The organism is Nonomuraea sp. NPDC049695, assembly GCF_040674955.1.
Lineage (GTDB): Bacteria > Actinomycetota > Actinomycetes > Streptosporangiales > Streptosporangiaceae > Nonomuraea > Nonomuraea helvata.
This window is the reverse complement of record NZ_JBFANV010000006.1, coordinates 224,155-239,510: the sequence shown is the minus strand read 5'-3', so window position 1 is coordinate 239,510 and position 15,356 is coordinate 224,155. Positions and strand designations below refer to the sequence as shown.

Sequence of the window (15,356 nt, the reverse complement as noted above, 5' to 3'; positions counted from 1 at the left end):
CGTGCGGATCGCGATCGTCGGCCCGAGCTACCCGTACAAGGGGGGCGGGGCCCAGCACACCACCGAGCTGGCGCACCGGCTCGCGGCGCAGGGGCATGACGTGGTGATCGAGTCGTGGCGGGCGCAGTATCCGTCGTTCCTCTATCCGGGGCAGCAGACGATCTCCGCGCCCGAGGGGACGCCCTTTCCGGGCACCGTGCGCAGGCTCGACTGGCGGCGGCCCGACGGGTGGGTGGCGGCCGGGAGGCGGCTGCGGTCGGCGGATCTCGTGGTGCTGGCCGTGCTGAGTCCGGTGCAGGTCCCCGCATATTTGGGGATTTTGTACGGGATAGGGCGAAAAGTCAGGACCATTGCCCTCTGCCACAATGTGCTGCCCCACGAGCGCAAGCCGTACGACGAGCCGCTCATGAAGGCGCTGCTCAAGCGGGTCGACGGGGTGCTCACCCACTCCGAGCAGCAGGCCGGGCTGGCCAGAGGGCTGACGGGCAAGCCGGTCGGCGTGGCGGGGCTGCCACCGCACCTGCCCTCGACGAATGCCGAGAAATCCACCCAGGTCCATCGCCGGCTGCTGTTCTTCGGCATCGTGCGGCCGTACAAGGGGCTGGATCTGCTCCTCAAGGCGCTGCCTGACGGGATCTCGCTGACGGTCGCCGGTGAGTTCTGGGGCGGGCTCGACGAGACCAGGGCGCTGATCGCCGAGCTGGGCATCGGCGACCGGGTCGAGCTCCGCCCCGGCTACGTGGCCGCCGCGGACGTGCCGAAGCTGTTCGCCCAGGCGGACGCGCTGGTGCTCCCGTACCGGAACGCGACCGCCAGCCAGAACGTCTGGCTCGGCCACGAGCACGGCGTGCCGGTGATCGCCACGCGCGTCGGGGCGCTCGCCGACCACGTCACCGACGGGGTGGACGGACTGCTGGTCGAGCCGGGCGACGTCGGGGCGCTCCGCGCGGCGATCGAGCGGTTCTACGCCTCGGGGGAGCCGGAGAGGTTGCGGTCGGGCGTCAAGGCGGTCGATCCCGAGCCGTTCTGGTCGGCGTACACGGGGGCGCTGCTCGGCGTCTGACGGCCGAGCACGAACGAGATGCCCGCGGCGGTCGCGTCGGCCAGCGTGAAGGCCAGCCGCGACACGATCGCCACCGCCAGCGCCGCCGGGGCGCCGATGACGGGCCCGAGCGCGAGCACCAGCGCGCCCTCCCTGACCCCGACCCCGGCCGGGACCACGACGGTGAGGATGCCGGTGGACCAGGCGAACGCGTAGGCGCCGGTCGAGACGATGTAGAGGTCGGTGCGGCCGGAGAGCAGCCAGATGTGCAGCCCGTACACCAACCACCCGAGCGCGGTCCACGCGACCGTGACGATCACCGTGCGTCCGGGCAGCACGCTCTCCAGCGGCTCCTTGCGGGCGATGCGCAGCGCCAGGTTGAGACCCCAGGTGAGCACCTTGGGATGCAGGCAGACGATGATCACCGGCACCAGCAGCACGAGGTACCAGGCCTTGCGGACCGCCTCCTGGGAGCCCAGCGTCGCCGCGGCGATCGAGAGGCCGACCCCGAGGTTGATCACCAGCCCCAGCGAGATCGTCGCGAACGTGCGCCTGGGCGGGCTGCCATGGTCGCGCCCGAGGTCCATCATCGCCGCGTACGCCCAGACCGCGCCGGGAATGTACTTCCCGAGCTGGCCCACGAACATGATCCGCCCCGCGATCCGCAGTGGCACCCTCGTGCCGAGCCCCGCCAGGATCTCCCGCCAGGCCACCAGCATGAAGAACTGGCCGAGCAGCACCGCGGCGAACGCCCCCAGCACCGCCCACGGCGACATCGCGGCGACGGCGCCGGTGGTCTCGTCCCAGTTCTTCGCCAGCCCGTAGCCCAGGAAACCGAGTGCGACCAGGGCGAGGACGGCGCGCAGCAGGCGACGGAGCATTCGCTCAGGCTACGCGCGGTTCGCCAGGTATAGCCAGACGAGGGCGCCGATCAGCGTCAAAGACGCGAGCACCGCCGGCGTGATCTTGACCGCGCTGTACACCGGCCCCTGGACCTGTCGGCCGCCGTACCAAGGCCCGAGGTTTAGGTACTGTGGGTCCTCGTGGGTACGCAACGAGTCGCGCAGCTCGAATACTCGGAGTTCCAGTCCGCCATGCTCGACGAGGGCAAGCGGCGGCGGAAGGCAGCGAAGATCATCGCGGTGCTCGAGCACTTCCGCGGGCCGCTCGGCGGGCTGACCGTGGGTGACGTGGGCTGCTCCGCGGGGTTCATCGCCGACGAGCTCGCGCAGGCCGGGGCGGAGCACACGCTGGGCATCGACATCGACGTCCCGGGGCTGCGCAAGGCCGCCGACCGGTTCGGCGAACGCGTGGCGTTCGTCTGCGGCGACGGCACGGCGCTGCCGTTCCCCGACGGCTCGATCGACGTGCTGGTGTTCAACCACATCTACGAGCACGTGGTCGACCCCGACGCGGTGGTGGCCGAGATGCACCGCGTGCTGTCCGACGACGGGGTGCTCTACCTGGGGCTCGGCAACCGGCTCGGCGTCATGGAGCCCCACTACAAGCTGCCGTTCCTGTCCTACCTGCCGCCCGCGCTCGCCGACCGCTACGTGCGGGCGTTCGGGCGGGCCGACCACTACTACGAGCGGTTCAGGACGCGGCGCGGGCTGCGCAAGATGCTGAGAGCCTTCCACGTGTGGGACTACACCTTCCCCGTGCTGGCCACGCCCGGCCGGTTCGCGGGGGGTGAGCTGTTCCCCGGCGCTCTGGGGCGGATCGCGCAGACCCTGCTGGCCCGCACCCCTCGCGAGGTGCTCCGGCTGCTGCTGCCGCTCGTGCCGACGTACCTGTGGGTGGCCACCAAGACCCCTCGGCGACCGGCGGGCGCCGCGCTGCCGCAGCCGCCCGAGCGGGTCCGCCCGCTGTGACCACGGTGAAAGATACGGTGGAAGAGGCCGCGCCGCGGCGGTCGCTCGTGCGCAGGCTGATCCGGTACGGCTTCCTCGCCGTCGCGCTCGGGTTCGGCGCTTACGCCGTGGCCAAGCAGTGGGACGCCGTGGTGGCCGGGTTCGCCCGGCTGTCGTGGGCCGCGCTGGCCGGGTCGCTGGTCGCGGTGGTCGCCGCGCTGCTCGGGGCCATGCTCACCTGGCGCACCCTCCTGGCCGACCTCGGCTCCCCGCTCCCGCTGAGGCCCGCCGCCAAGGTCTTCTTCGTGGGCCAGCTCGGGAAATACATCCCCGGCGCCGTCTGGCCGGTGATCGCCCAGATGGAGATGGGCCGCGACCTCGGCGTGCCGCGCTCGCGCAGCGCGGCGGCGTTCTTCCTGATGATGCCGATCCAGCTCGCCACCGGGCTGCTCGTCACGCTGGTCACGCTCGGCTGGGACAGGTACGGCTGGCTGCTGCTGTTCATCCCGCTGCTCCTGGTCCTGCTCGAGCCCAAGGTCATCAACGCCGTGATCGGGTACGCCCTGCGCAGGCTCAAGCGGGAGCCGCTCGAACGCCCGCTCACCCGGCGTGGCATGCTCGCCGCGCTCGGGTGGGCGCTGGCCGGCTGGCTCTGCTACGGCGTGCACCTCTACTTCGTCGTCCCCCAGGCCGGCCTGCTCTTCGCGGTCGGCGCCTTCGCGCTGTCGTGGTGCCTGGGCATCCTGACCTTCGTCGTGCCGGCGGGCGCGGGCGTGCGGGAAGTCGCGATGGTCGCGGTGCTGGCGCCCCAATTGGAGGGCGGTGCCGCGATTGCGGTGGCGCTTTCGTCCCGCATTGTCATCGTCATAGGGGACCTGATCTGCGCGGGTCTGGCGGGAATCGCGGCGCGTCGCGACTCGGTGTGATTTGGCCCACGATTTAGGGGAGGCTGGTCATAAGCTGAACGTGAGAGGGGGACGTCCAGTCCCACGTGGATCTTGAGGGGAGAAGATCTTCGTAATGCCTCGAGTGCTCGTCGATGCGGCGGCGGTCCCCGCGGACCGTGGCGCGTTGATCAGATATGTGGACGGGCTCGTGGCCGCGCTCCACCGGGCCGGCGCGGACCTCGTAGTGGTCTGCCAGCGTTCCGATGCCGAACGGTACCGGCTTCTCGCGCCCTCGGCCCTGGTCATTCCCGGGCCTGTCGCGATCTCCAACCGGGCCGCCAGGCTTGCCTGGGAGCAGAGCGGCCTGCCGCTGCTCGCCCGTCAGACCGGGGCAGACGTGATCCACGCCCCCTATTACTCCATCCCGCTCGGGTCAGGCCTGCCGACCGTGGTGACGATCCACGACGCCACCTGGTTCACCGAGCCCGACCAGCACAGCCCGCGGGCGTCGTTCTTCCGCTCCGCCACCCGCACGGCCGTACGCCACGCCCAGCGGGTGATCGTGCCGTCCAAGGCGACCAGGGACGAGCTCGTCCGCGTGCTCTCCGCCGATCCCACCCGCATCGACGTCGCCTACCACGGGGTCGATCTGGAGCAGTTCCACCCGCCGAGCGAGGAGGAGATCCGCCGGACCGCCTTGAGGATAGGGCTGCACGGCCAGCCCTATGTGGCGTTCCTGGGCGCGCTCGACCCCCGTAAGAACGTTCCCAACCTCATCCGCGGCTTCGCCACCGCCGTGAAGCAGCTGGCCGAGCCGCCCGCGCTGGTGATCGGCGGCGGCGTGCACGAGGACGACGTCGACGCCGCCTGCCGCGAGGTCGAGGCCACGGTCCGGGTCATCCGGCCCGGCTACCTGCGGGCCCCCGACCTGCCCGGATTCCTGGGCGGAGCGCTGGTGGTCGCCTTCCCGTCGCGAGGGGAGGGGTTCGGGCTGCCGGTGCTGGAGGCCATGGCCTGCGGCGCCCCCGTACTGACGACGGACCGCAGCTCGCTGCCCGAGGTCGGCGGGGAGGCGGTGGCCTACACCGAGCCCGACGCCGACAGCATCGCCACGGCGCTCGGAGACCTGCTGGGGTCCCCGGCCCGCAGGCGGCGACTGCGGGAGGCGGGGCTGGCAAGGGCACGCGAGTTCACCTGGGAAGCCTCGGCAGAGGCGCATCTCAGCTCTTATCAACGCGCGATCGAATAGTTCGGTAACCTCACGGAGTGATGGAGAGCTCATTGCCAGACCTCGAGGCGATCCTCCTGGTCGGGGGGCAGGGCACGCGCCTGCGTCCGCTGACACTGGGCACGCCGAAGCCGCTGCTGCCGACTGCCGGCGTTCCGTTCCTGGCCCACCAACTCGCCCGGGCGCGATCCTTCGGCGTACGCCGGATCGTGTTCGCGACCTCGTACAAGGCGTCGATGTTCGAGCCCGCCTTCGGCGACGGGGAAGCGTTCGGGCTCTCGCTGGAGTACATCACGGAGGAGACGCCGCTGGGCACCGGCGGCGCGATCCGCAACGCGGCCGAGGCGCTCACGTCCGGGCCGTCCGACCCCGTGCTCATCCTGAACGGCGACATCCTCTCCGGCCATGACATCGGCGAGCAGGTGCGCACTCACCTCGCACGACAGGCCGCTGTAACGCTCCATTTGACAGAAGTGGACGATCCCTCGCGCTTCGGGTGCGTGCCGACCGATGAGACGGGGCGGGTCACCGCGTTCCTGGAGAAGACCCCCAACCCGGTGACCAACCGGATCAACGCCGGCTGCTACGTCTTCAGCCGATCGGTGATCGACTCGATCCCGCGGGACGAGGTCGTGTCGGTGGAGCGGGAGACGTTCCCGGGGCTGATCGAGTCGGGCGAGCTGGTGCTGGGGTACGCGGACCGCACGTACTGGCTCGACGTCGGCACGCCCGCGGCGTTCGTGCAGGGGTCGCGCGACCTGGTGCTGGGGCGGGTGGCGTCGCCCGCGCTGCCCGGGCCGACGGGCGAGTACCTGGCGCTCGAGGGGGCTCAGGTCTCGCCGGACGCCAAGGTGGAGGGCGGCACCGCGGTCGGGGCGCGGACCGTCATCGAGGCGGGGGCCACGGTGGTGGGCTCGGTGCTGACCGACGACTGCGTCATCGAGGCGGGCGCCTGCGTGACGGACTCCGTGGTGGGCAGGGGGGCGCGGGTCTGCGCGGGCACGGTGGTGAGCGACGCGGTGATCGGCGACGGCGCCATCGTGGGGCCGGGCAACGAGCTGCAGAACGGGGTGCGCATCTGGCCGGGGGTCGAGTTGCCCGAACGCGCGATGCGCTACTCGAGCGACGTCTGACGGCCCCTCGCTCGACGTCCATCGGGGCCCTGAGTCTCTGAGCGGCGCGGCCGTGCCTCGGCGCGGCCCCGGCCTGCGTCCCTTCGCCGTCCTCCTGCGGTGCTGCGTCCTGCGGCGCTGCGTCCTGCGCGGCGTCTTTCCCGTGCGGCGCCTTCCCCCCGCTCATCCTCTCCAAGGGACCAGCTCGCAGGTCCGAGCAGGGGGTCGGGCGCGCGAGACTGGAGGGGTGAGGGAGCGTCGATGGGTGCCAGAGGGGCCGCTGGACGTCGGGATGGCGTTGCTGCCCCACAAGCGCGGCGGTGGCGATCCCACCTGGCGCAAGACCGGTGACGGGGCCGTGTGGCGGACGTCCAGGACGCCCGACGGGCCGTGCACGCTCAGGGTGAGTGTCAAGGCCGGGTGTGTGCACGGGCAGGCGTGGGGGCCGGGGGCGGAGTGGGCGCTGGAGACGCTGCCGGGGTTGCTGGGCGCGCTCGACGACACTTCCGGATTTATCGTCAAACACGAGGTTCTGGCGGAGGTTGTCCGTAAATATCCGGGCTTGCGGATAGGGCGTACCGGTCGGGTCATGGAGGCCCTCGTACCGGCCGTGCTGGAGCAGAAGGTGGTCGGGCAGGAGGCGTGGCGAGCCTGGCGCTGGCTGCTGGACCGGTACGGCGAGGCCGCCCCGGGACCCGCACCCGAAGGGATGCGGGTCGTGCCCGAGCCCGCGGTGTGGCGGCAGATCCCCAGCTGGCACTGGCATCGCGCGGGCGCCGAGGCCGTGCGGGCCCGGACGATCGCGAACGCCGCCTGGCACGCCGACAAGCTGGAGGCCGCCGCCACCACCGAGGAGCTCGACCGGCTGCTGCGCGCGCTGCCGGGGATCGGCGTGTGGACGTCGGCCGAGGTGCGCCAGCGTGCCCTCGGTGACCCGGACGCCGTGAGCGTCGGCGACTTTCACCTGGCCAAGCTCGTCGGCTATGCGCTGACGGGGGAGAAGACCGACGATCCCGGGATGCTGCGGCTGCTGGAGCCGTACCAAGGGCATCGGCATCGCGCCACGGTCCTGGTCTGGCTCACCGGCCTGCGCCCGCCGGCGCGGGGGCCGCGGATGCCGGTGCGGGACTACAGATCGTTCTGAGACGCCCCCCTGGGTGCGGGCGGTGAACCCAGCCCGTCGTACTGTGCCCGTATGAGTCTCGTCAGCGATTCCGCACTCCGCCGGGCGCTCGCGCGTGCGCGCGACGGCAAGGCCCTCGACGTCACGGAGGCGACCGTCCTCCTGCACGCCCGGGGCGAGCGCCTCGACGCCCTGCTCGAACACGCCTCCCGCGTACGTGATGCCGGGCTACAGGCGGCGGGCCGGGAAGGGATCATCACGTACAGCAGGAAAGTATTCATCCCGTTGACCCGGCTCTGCCGGGACCGTTGTGGGTATTGCACCTTTGCCACCGCGCCGCACAAGGTGCCGGCGCCGTTCATGAGCCCTGACGAGGTGCTGGAGATCGCCCGGCAGGGGGCGGCCATGGGGTGCAAGGAGGCGCTGTTCACGCTGGGGGATCGGCCGGAGGACCGCTGGCATCAGGCCCGCACGTGGCTGGACTCGCATGGTTACGACGACACGCTGTCCTATGTGCGTGCCATGGCGATCCGGGTGCTGGAGGAGACCGGGCTGCTGCCGCACCTCAACCCGGGGGTTTTGGGCTGGCGGGACCTGCAGCGGCTCAAACCCGTCGCGCCGTCCATGGGGATGATGCTGGAGACGACGTCGCGGCGGCTCTTCGAGGAGAAGGGGCAGGCCCATTACGGGTCGCCGGACAAGGACCCGGCGGTGCGCCTGCGCGTGCTGGAGGACGCGGGCCGCACGAACGTGCCCTTCACCACCGGGATCCTGATCGGCATCGGCGAGACCATTGAGGACAGGGCCGAGTCGCTCTTCGCCATCCGGCGGGTGGCGCGCGAGTACGGCGGCATCCAGGAGGTCATCGTCCAGAACTTCCGCGCCAAGCCGGACACGGCCATGCGGGGCCTGCCGGACGCCGACCTGGAGGAGCTCGCGGCCACCATCGCGGTGGCGCGTCTCGTGCTCGGTCCGCGCGTACGCATCCAGGCCCCGCCCAACCTGGTGGACTCGGAGTACGAGCTGATGATCCGGGCGGGGATCGACGACTGGGGCGGGGTGTCGCCCCTCACTCCCGACCACGTGAACCCCGAGCGTCCCTGGCCGCAGATCTCCCTCCTGGAGTCCCGTACCGCTTCGGCCGGGTTCCGGCTCCGGGAGCGGCTGACCATCTATCCCGAGTACGTGCTGGCCGGGGAGCCGTGGCTCGACCCCCGGCTGACCGCCCACGTGGCCGCTCTGGCGGACCCCGCCACGGGGCTGGCCCGGGAGGACGCGGTGTTGCGGGGGTTGCCGTGGCAGGAGCCGGACGGGGGGTTCGCGGCGTCGGGGCGGGTGGACCTGCACGTGGAGGTGGACACGGCGGGACGCACCCACGATCGGCGGGACGACTTCGACCACGTCTACGGCGACTGGGACGCCCTCCGCGACCGCCTCACCCCGGCGGCACACGTTGCTCCTCACTCAGCCGCCTCTTTGCTGGGCGCCGACCACGTTGCGCCGAGCTCCGCCGACGAGGTGCTCGCCGCACCGGCGCCGGAAACACGGCCCGGCGGGATTGCGGGTGCTGACGCCGCCGTGTCTCCACACGCCGTGTCGCCGGACGCCGTGTCGCCGGACGCCGCGTCGGCGCAGGGCGTGTCGCCGGGCGCTGCGTCGCCGGGCGCTGTGTCGGCGCGGGGCGCGTCGTTGGGTGTTGCGTCGCCGCAGGCTGTCTCGCCACAGGCGGCGTTGTCGGACGGCGTGTCGTCGGGTGCCGTGCCGGCGGGCGCTGCGGTGGCGGATGGCGCATCGCACGCCGCCGCACCCAATGCCGCCGGTGCGGCGAGTAGCCCAGTGGCGGAGTCCGGCGCAGGGTGGTCGGCGTCCAGCAAAGAGGCGGCCAAAAAGCCCAGCAAAGGGGCGGCCGCGACGCCTGGTGACGTGCGGCAGGCGCTCAGGCGGGCGGCCTCGGACCCGGCGGGCCTGAGCGACGCCGAAGCAGTGGCGTTGCTCCAAGCCGACGGAGAGGCGCTGGACGAGCTGGCCGCCATCGCCGACGAGCTCAGAAGGCAGGCCGTGGGCGACGACGTCACGTACGTCGTCAACAGGAACATCAACTTCACCAACGTGTGCTACACCGGCTGCCGCTTCTGCGCCTTCGCCCAGCGCAGGACGGACGCCGACGCGTACACCCTGAGCCTCGACCAGGTGGCCGACAGGGCCGAGGAGGCGTGGCAGGCGGGCGCGACCGAGGTCTGCATGCAGGGCGGCATCCACCCCGACCTCCCCGGTACCGCGTACTTCGAGCTGGCCAGGGCGATCAAGGCCAGGACCCCCGGGATGCACGTGCACGCGTTCTCGCCCATGGAGGTCATCAACGGGGCGAGCCGTACGGACATGTCCATCCGGGCCTGGTTGGAGGCGGCCAGGGAGGCGGGGGTCGACTCGCTCCCCGGGACGGCGGCGGAGATCCTGGACGACGACGTACGGTGGGTGCTGACCAAGGGGAAGCTGCCCGCCAAGGAGTGGGTCGAGGTCATCACGACGGCCCACCAGGTAGGCATCCCGACGACGTCCACCATGATGTACGGGCACGTCGACAACCACCTGCACTGGGTGCGGCACATCAAGCTGATCCGGCGCATCCAGGAGGAGACCGGCGGCTTCTCCGAGTTCGTGCTGCTGCCGTTCGTGCACACGAGCGCCCCCATCTACCTGGCGGGCATCGCCAGGCCGGGCCCCACGGCGCAGGAGAACCGGGCGGTGCACGCGCTGGCCAGGATCCTGCTGCACGGCGCGATCAAGAACATCCAGTGCTCCTGGGTGAAGCTCCGCGACGACCTGTGCCGGCAGGTGCTCCAGGGCGGCGTGAACGACCTCGGCGGCACCCTCATGGAGGAGACCATCAGCCGGATGGCGGGCTCGGAGAACGGCTCGTACAAGACCATCAGCGAGCTGCGGGAGATGGTCGAGGTCACCGGCAGGCCGGTCAGGCAGCGCACCACCGAGTACGGTACTCCCACGCAGGAGCGGCTCGACGCCTCACGGGCGAGCGACGGCGTGTGCAAGAGCGTCAGGAGGGTCCTGCCGCTGGCCTAGCTATAACATGTTCTAGGAACACTTGCGCCCGCTGTGGGAGGCGCTGCGAGAATCGTCACTCCCCTGGAGAGAGGTTCACCGTGCGCTTGGGTCGACACCGCGCCGCGCTGGCTCCCGAGCAACGTCGCAGGAAGGCGTTACAGCGCGGGATGCTGGCCGGGATCACCGCCGTGGCCATCGTCGCCGGTGGCCTCGTCGTGGTGTTCGGCAGCGGTGGCGTCCTGTGCAGCACGCGAGAGCCTGTTCTGGTCAGCGTGGCCGCCGCGGTCGACGTCGCGCCGGCGGTCATGGAGGCCGCCGGGCGGTTCAACGAGACGAAGACGGCGGTGGGCGGCCGGTGCGTGCTGGTCCAGGTGACCGAGCAGCCGCCGGCCACCGTCCTGCGCACGCTGATCGGCGACCGCGCGGGCGTGCTGCGCGAGCGGCCGGACGGGTGGATCGCGGACTCGTCGGCCTGGATCAGGCTGGCCCGCCAGCAGGGCGCGAACGCGCTGCCCGCCGGTGAGAGCGTGGTGGCGACGTCGCCGCTGGTGTTCGCCACCCGCTCGTCGCTGGCCCAGCGCTTCTCCGTGGGCAAGACCGAGATGAACTGGCGGATGGTCTTCCCGCCGACCGTGCGCGGGCGGCTGCGCCCCAACGCGAACGAACCGGACGTCGTACGCGTACCGGACCCGTCGCTGGCCGGGGCGGGCATCGCGACCGTGGCCGCCGCCAGGGACGTCGTCGGCACGGGACCCGAGGCGGACAAGGCGCTGACCGCGTTCGTACGGTGGGCGCAGGCCGGCTCGGCCCCCGACTACCGCAGCATGCTGGCGGCCGTGGACGACCACACGTTCTGGCAGCGCCCGGTCGTCATCGTCCCCGAGCAGTCGGTGTGGAAGCACAACCTGCGCCCCTCCTCCGACCCGGTCGTGGCGCTGGCCCCGCGCGAGGGCACGATCAACCTCGACTACCCGTACGTCGTCACCGCCGACGACGCCACGGTGGCCGAGGCGTCCACGGTCTTCGCCGACTGGCTGAAGGGCCCGCAGGCGCAGGAGATCGTGCGGCGGGCGGGGTTCAGGTCGGGTGACGGCACCCAGGGGCCGATCTCGCCGGGCCCGCAGATCCCCTCGGTGGCACTGAAGACCAGGTCATCGGTGTCGCCGCAGGACATCGACGAGGCGCTGCGCGCCTGGAGCAGGCTGGCCCCGCCGACGAACATCCTCGTCCTGGCCGACACCTCCAAGCACATGGCCGAGCCGCTGAACGGCAGCAACGGCAGCACCAGGATCAGGATCGCGCTGGACGCGGCCAAGATCGGGCTGCAGCTCTTCCCTGACTCGACGCACATGGGCCTGTGGGAGTTCGCGGATCGGCTGGGCGGCGTCAAGAACTACCGGGAGCGCGTCGGGCTCGGCGCGATCACCGAGCCCGAGACGGGACAGGTGGTCCGCAAGAGCCGTCTCGCCGAGGCGACCGCCACGATCGCCGCCCATCCCGACCTCGACAGCTCGCTCTACGACGCGATACTCGGCGGCTTCCACAAGGTCACCAGCGACTACCGCGAGGAGATGAACAACACGCTTCTGGTGATCACGGCGGGCAAGGACGACGGCAAGGGCACCACGCTGGCGAAGCTCCTCGACGCGCTGCGGCGCGAGTGGAACCCGGACAAGCCCGTACAGATTGTCATCATCGCCTTCGGCAAGGGGGTCGATCACGGCAGTCTGTCGCAGATCGCGGCCGCCACGAACGGCTCCCTGCACGAGGCCCAGGAGCCGGGGGAGATCATCGACGTCTTCCTCTCCGCGCTGGCCCGCCGGCTCTGCCATCCCACCTGCAAGCCGACGACATGAGAAAGGGGGGCGTTCCGGCGCCCCCCTTTCCCGCTCAGCTGCCCGCACTCAGATGCGCTGCCAGAGCGCCGGGACGTTGGGCGGCTCCCAACCGGCCAGCGCGGTGTGGGCCTGGATGCAGCGGTACGTGACGCCGTTGTAGGTCACGACGTTGCCGACCGCGTACGCGGTGCCTGCCTTCCACGTGCCCGAGGGCGTCGTGGGTGTGGGCGTGGGCGTCGGGGTGGGCTTCGGGGTGACGGTCGGGGTGGGAGTGGGCGTCGGGTTGCCGCCACCGCCACCGATCTGCAGGTCGATGCAGGAGTAGAAGGCGTTGGTCGTGTCGGAGATGTTCCAGATCGCCAGGACCTTCTGCCGGCCCGAGTAGCCGGACAGGTTGACCGTGTGCGAGACCGTCGCGGGCGGCTGCTGGCCGTTGCCCTCGAAGACGGCCACCCGCTTGCTGCCGATGTAGTACTCGTAGTTGAGCGTGGCGTGCCTGGCGGTGAACGTCCAGGTGAAGGTCACCGTGGTACCCACCTGAGCCGCGGGCCACGGCTTGCTCTCGTCGCTGAGCTGGGCGAACTGCGACAGGTTCGCGTTGCAGCTGCGCAGCCCCTTGGGGCCTTCCACGCTCTGCGGCTCGTAGATGATGTTGCCGCAATCGGGCACCTTGCCCTGGGCGCAGTTGGCCTGCCGGCTGGGTGGGGAGTTCACGTAGCCGTGCGCGAACGCCGGCGTGGTGTTGAACACCGTGGTGGCGACGGCGATCACCACCACGGCGACCAACGTGAGAGTCCTTCTCATTGAAGAGCTCCTTTACATGGGGGGTTGCTCCGAATGTAAAGGAAACTTTCCTAACGGTAAATGGACAGTCAGGGTTTGCTCAGCGCGTGACGATGAAGTCGTCCGGGTCACGGGGCGCGCGGTCGCGCGGCGGGGCGGCCGCGTGCCCGACGGCCACGCAGCCCATCGGGTCCCACGAGCCGGGCAGGTCGAGCACCTCGCGGACGACCGGGCGGCAGAACATCGTGGACGACACCCACGCCGAGCCGAGCCCTTCCACGGCGAGCTGGATGAGGAGGTTCTCGACCCCCGCGCCGGTCGCCACCACGAACATCTCCCGCTCCGACGCGTTGCGCCGATCGTCCCGGTACGTGTGGGAGCCCTCCATCACCAGGCACGGCACGATCAGATAAGGCGCGTTACGCAGCACGTCGCCCCGCTTGATCCGCTTGGCGATCGACTCCTCACTGAACCCGTCGCCGCGCAGGTCCTCGATCCAGGCCTCGCGCATGGCGTCGAGCAGCTTGGTGCGGGTCTCCGGCGACTCGACCAGCACGAACCGCCACGGCGTCGTGTGGTGCGGCGCGGGTGCCGCGATGCCCGCCGTCACCGCCCTGCGCACCTTCTCCGGATCGACGGGCCGGTCGGAGAACTCCCTGATGGTGCGGCGCGCGAACACGACATCCCGCGACCCGTAGCGGAACAGGTCGTCGTCGGCCGGCCGCACCAGCGGCCTGACCCCGGGGCCGTCGTCCTCGGTGACCAGGTCGGACAGCCCGCGCACGATCGCCACCGGCACTCCGTCGAGCTTCCCCTTGACCAGCTCGGCGGCGCTCGCGATCTCGTCGACGAGCGCGGTGACGGTGGCGTTGAGCTCGTTGCCGTAGCCGTCGGATGTGCCGCGGAAGTCGTCGAGCGGCCGCACGCCCGCCGCCCCGATGGCCACGTCGGTCAGCCCGTTGCGCCACGGGCGGCCGAAGGTGTCGGAGAGGATCACGCCCGCGCGCACGGCCAGGCCCTTCCTGATGCGCCTGGCCGAGGCGTCGGGATCCTCGGGCAGGAGCAGCACCGTGCCCGGCTCGGTGTTGGAGGCGTCGACCCCGGCGGCGGCCATGACGAACCCGTGGCGGGTCTGCGAGATCACGGTGTCGCCACGCCTGGCCACCACGCGCTCGGTCTCGTCCTCGATCGCCTGGATACGGTCGGGCGCCCGGCGGATCCGGCCCTCGGCCTTGCTGACGATCTTGGAGGTGACGACCACGATGTCACCGTCGCGCAGGCCGGCGTCCTGGAGCAGGGCCGCCACGTCGTCCCCCGGCCGCACCTCGCCGATGCCCGCCACGGGGATCACTTCCAGCCGTCGCGCCTGGGTGGAGTCGGTCATCGCGCGACCTCCTGGGCGAGGTCGAGGGCGGTGCGGGCGATGTCGGCCGCGGCGTCCGTGTCGTGCATGAGGATCGGCCGGGCGACCACCCGGACGCCGTCGAGCGCGACCCCTTCGTCCTCCTCCGCCACCAGCCATCCGTCGATCAGCTCCGAGCCGTACAGCTCGAGGACGGCCTGCGCCGTCGTCTCCACCCCGATGGCCGTCAGGCAGGCGTCGGCCATGCCCCTGACCGGCGCGCCCCCGATGATCGGCGAGACGCCGACCACGGTCTTGGGGAGCAGGGCGTCGCGGATGCCCGGGATCTGCAGGATCGTGCCGATGCTCACGACCGGGTTGGACGGCGGCAGGATCACCACGTCGGCCTGCTCGATCGCCTCGAGGACGCCCGGCGCGGGCTTGGCCGTGTCGAGCCCCACCAGCGCGAACGACTGCGCCGGGATCGAGGCGCGCAGCCGTACCCACCACTCCTGGAAGTGGACGGCGCGCTTGCCGCGCTCGTCCTCGACCACCACGTGGGTCTCGCAGCGGTCGTCGGTCATGGGCAGCAGGCGCACGCCCGGTTGCCAGCGCGCGCAGAGCGCCTGCGTGATCTGCGACAGCGGGTAGCCGGCCTCCAGCATCTGCGAGCGCACGATGTGGGTGGCGAAGTCACGGTCGCCGAGCCCGAACCACTGCGGCTCCACGCCGTACGCGGCCAGCTCCTCCTTGACGACGTGGGACTCCTTGGCCCGCCCCCAGCCCTGCTCCTCGTTGATGCCGTTGCCCAGGGTGTACATGACGGTGTCGAGGTCGGGGCAGACCCGGAGCCCGAACAGGGTGATGTCGTCGCCCGTGTTGCCGATGACGGTGATCGAGGCGTCTGGCGCGGCCGCGCGCAGGCCACGCAGGAAGCGGGCACCGCCGATGCCGCCCGCGAGTGACACGATGTGCATGCCGCCCAGTCTTCCATCGGCCCCTGACAAGCCCCTCTCGGGAGGGGTTTTACTCAAGCTGTTATGAGAGAAATGCCAGGTGTAGACAGAATTGGGATGCAGGAGGTTCCT

The 15,356-nt window shown here is 71.1% G+C and carries 12 protein-coding genes; 8 read left to right on the top strand and 4 right to left on the bottom strand.

The window, feature by feature from the left end; all coding sequences use genetic code 11:
- Position 1 precedes the first annotated feature (1 nt).
- The gene (locus AB0J64_RS08530) at positions 2-1,063 is read left to right on the top strand and encodes a glycosyltransferase family 4 protein (RefSeq protein ID WP_364022704.1); all 1,062 of its coding nucleotides are present in this window, start codon (positions 2-4) and stop codon (positions 1,061-1,063) included.
- On the opposite strand, the gene AB0J64_RS08525 is transcribed toward AB0J64_RS08530, so the two are convergent.
- Positions 964-1,923 (bottom strand): lysylphosphatidylglycerol synthase transmembrane domain-containing protein, encoded by a 960-nt coding sequence (locus AB0J64_RS08525; protein ID WP_364022701.1) that lies wholly within the window; start codon positions 1,921-1,923, stop codon positions 964-966. The two genes, AB0J64_RS08530 and AB0J64_RS08525, sit on opposite strands and share 100 nt — an antisense overlap.
- A 162-nt stretch (positions 1,924-2,085) precedes the next feature.
- On the opposite strand from AB0J64_RS08525, the gene AB0J64_RS08520 reads away from it, so the two are divergent.
- The 7 genes from AB0J64_RS08520 to AB0J64_RS08490 all read left to right on the top strand — a co-directional run bounded on the left by AB0J64_RS08520 (position 2,086) and on the right by AB0J64_RS08490 (position 12,161).
- The gene (locus AB0J64_RS08520) at positions 2,086-2,913 is read left to right on the top strand and encodes a class I SAM-dependent methyltransferase (RefSeq protein WP_364022698.1); all 828 of its coding nucleotides are present in this window, start codon (positions 2,086-2,088) and stop codon (positions 2,911-2,913) included.
- A 5-nt stretch (positions 2,914-2,918) separates the two neighbouring features.
- Entirely contained in the window at positions 2,919-3,818 is a 900-nt protein-coding gene (locus AB0J64_RS08515; RefSeq protein WP_364022695.1) for a lysylphosphatidylglycerol synthase domain-containing protein, read from the top strand.
- Between the two features lie 94 nt (positions 3,819-3,912).
- The gene (locus tag AB0J64_RS08510; protein WP_364022692.1) at positions 3,913-5,028 is read left to right on the top strand and encodes a glycosyltransferase family 1 protein; all 1,116 of its coding nucleotides are present in this window, start codon (positions 3,913-3,915) and stop codon (positions 5,026-5,028) included.
- 20 nt (positions 5,029-5,048) lie between these two features.
- Positions 5,049-6,140, top strand: coding sequence for an NDP-sugar synthase (locus tag AB0J64_RS08505; protein WP_364022689.1), 1,092 nt, complete (start codon positions 5,049-5,051; stop codon positions 6,138-6,140).
- Positions 6,141-6,366: 226 nt separating this feature from the next.
- Entirely contained in the window at positions 6,367-7,263 is an 897-nt protein-coding gene (locus AB0J64_RS08500; protein WP_364022686.1) for a DNA-3-methyladenine glycosylase 2 family protein, read from the top strand.
- A gap of 51 nt (positions 7,264-7,314) precedes the next feature.
- Positions 7,315-10,323 carry a 5-amino-6-(D-ribitylamino)uracil--L-tyrosine 4-hydroxyphenyl transferase CofH gene (gene cofH / locus AB0J64_RS08495; RefSeq protein WP_364022684.1) on the top strand — a complete coding sequence of 1,003 codons (3,009 nt, stop codon included), beginning with the start codon at positions 7,315-7,317 and terminating at the stop codon, positions 10,321-10,323.
- A gap of 80 nt (positions 10,324-10,403) precedes the next feature.
- A complete protein-coding gene (locus AB0J64_RS08490) occupies positions 10,404-12,161 on the top strand; it encodes a substrate-binding and VWA domain-containing protein (RefSeq protein WP_364022681.1) in 1,758 nt (585 codons plus the stop codon).
- A 48-nt stretch (positions 12,162-12,209) separates the two neighbouring features.
- On the opposite strand, the gene AB0J64_RS08485 is transcribed toward AB0J64_RS08490, so the two are convergent.
- The 3 genes from AB0J64_RS08485 to cofD all read right to left on the bottom strand — a co-directional run bounded on the left by AB0J64_RS08485 (position 12,210) and on the right by cofD (position 15,245).
- On the bottom strand, positions 12,210-12,947 hold the full coding sequence (locus AB0J64_RS08485; RefSeq protein WP_364022678.1) for a lytic polysaccharide monooxygenase: 738 nt from the start codon (positions 12,945-12,947) through the stop codon (positions 12,210-12,212).
- Between the two features lie 79 nt (positions 12,948-13,026).
- A complete protein-coding gene (locus AB0J64_RS08480; protein WP_364022675.1) occupies positions 13,027-14,310 on the bottom strand; it encodes a coenzyme F420-0:L-glutamate ligase in 1,284 nt (427 codons plus the stop codon).
- Complete coding sequence (gene cofD, locus AB0J64_RS08475; protein ID WP_364022672.1) at positions 14,307-15,245, bottom strand: 2-phospho-L-lactate transferase; 939 nt, start codon at positions 15,243-15,245, stop codon at positions 14,307-14,309. Before cofD ends, AB0J64_RS08480 begins: the two co-directional genes overlap by 4 nt.
- Positions 15,246-15,356: the final 111 nt, after the last annotated feature.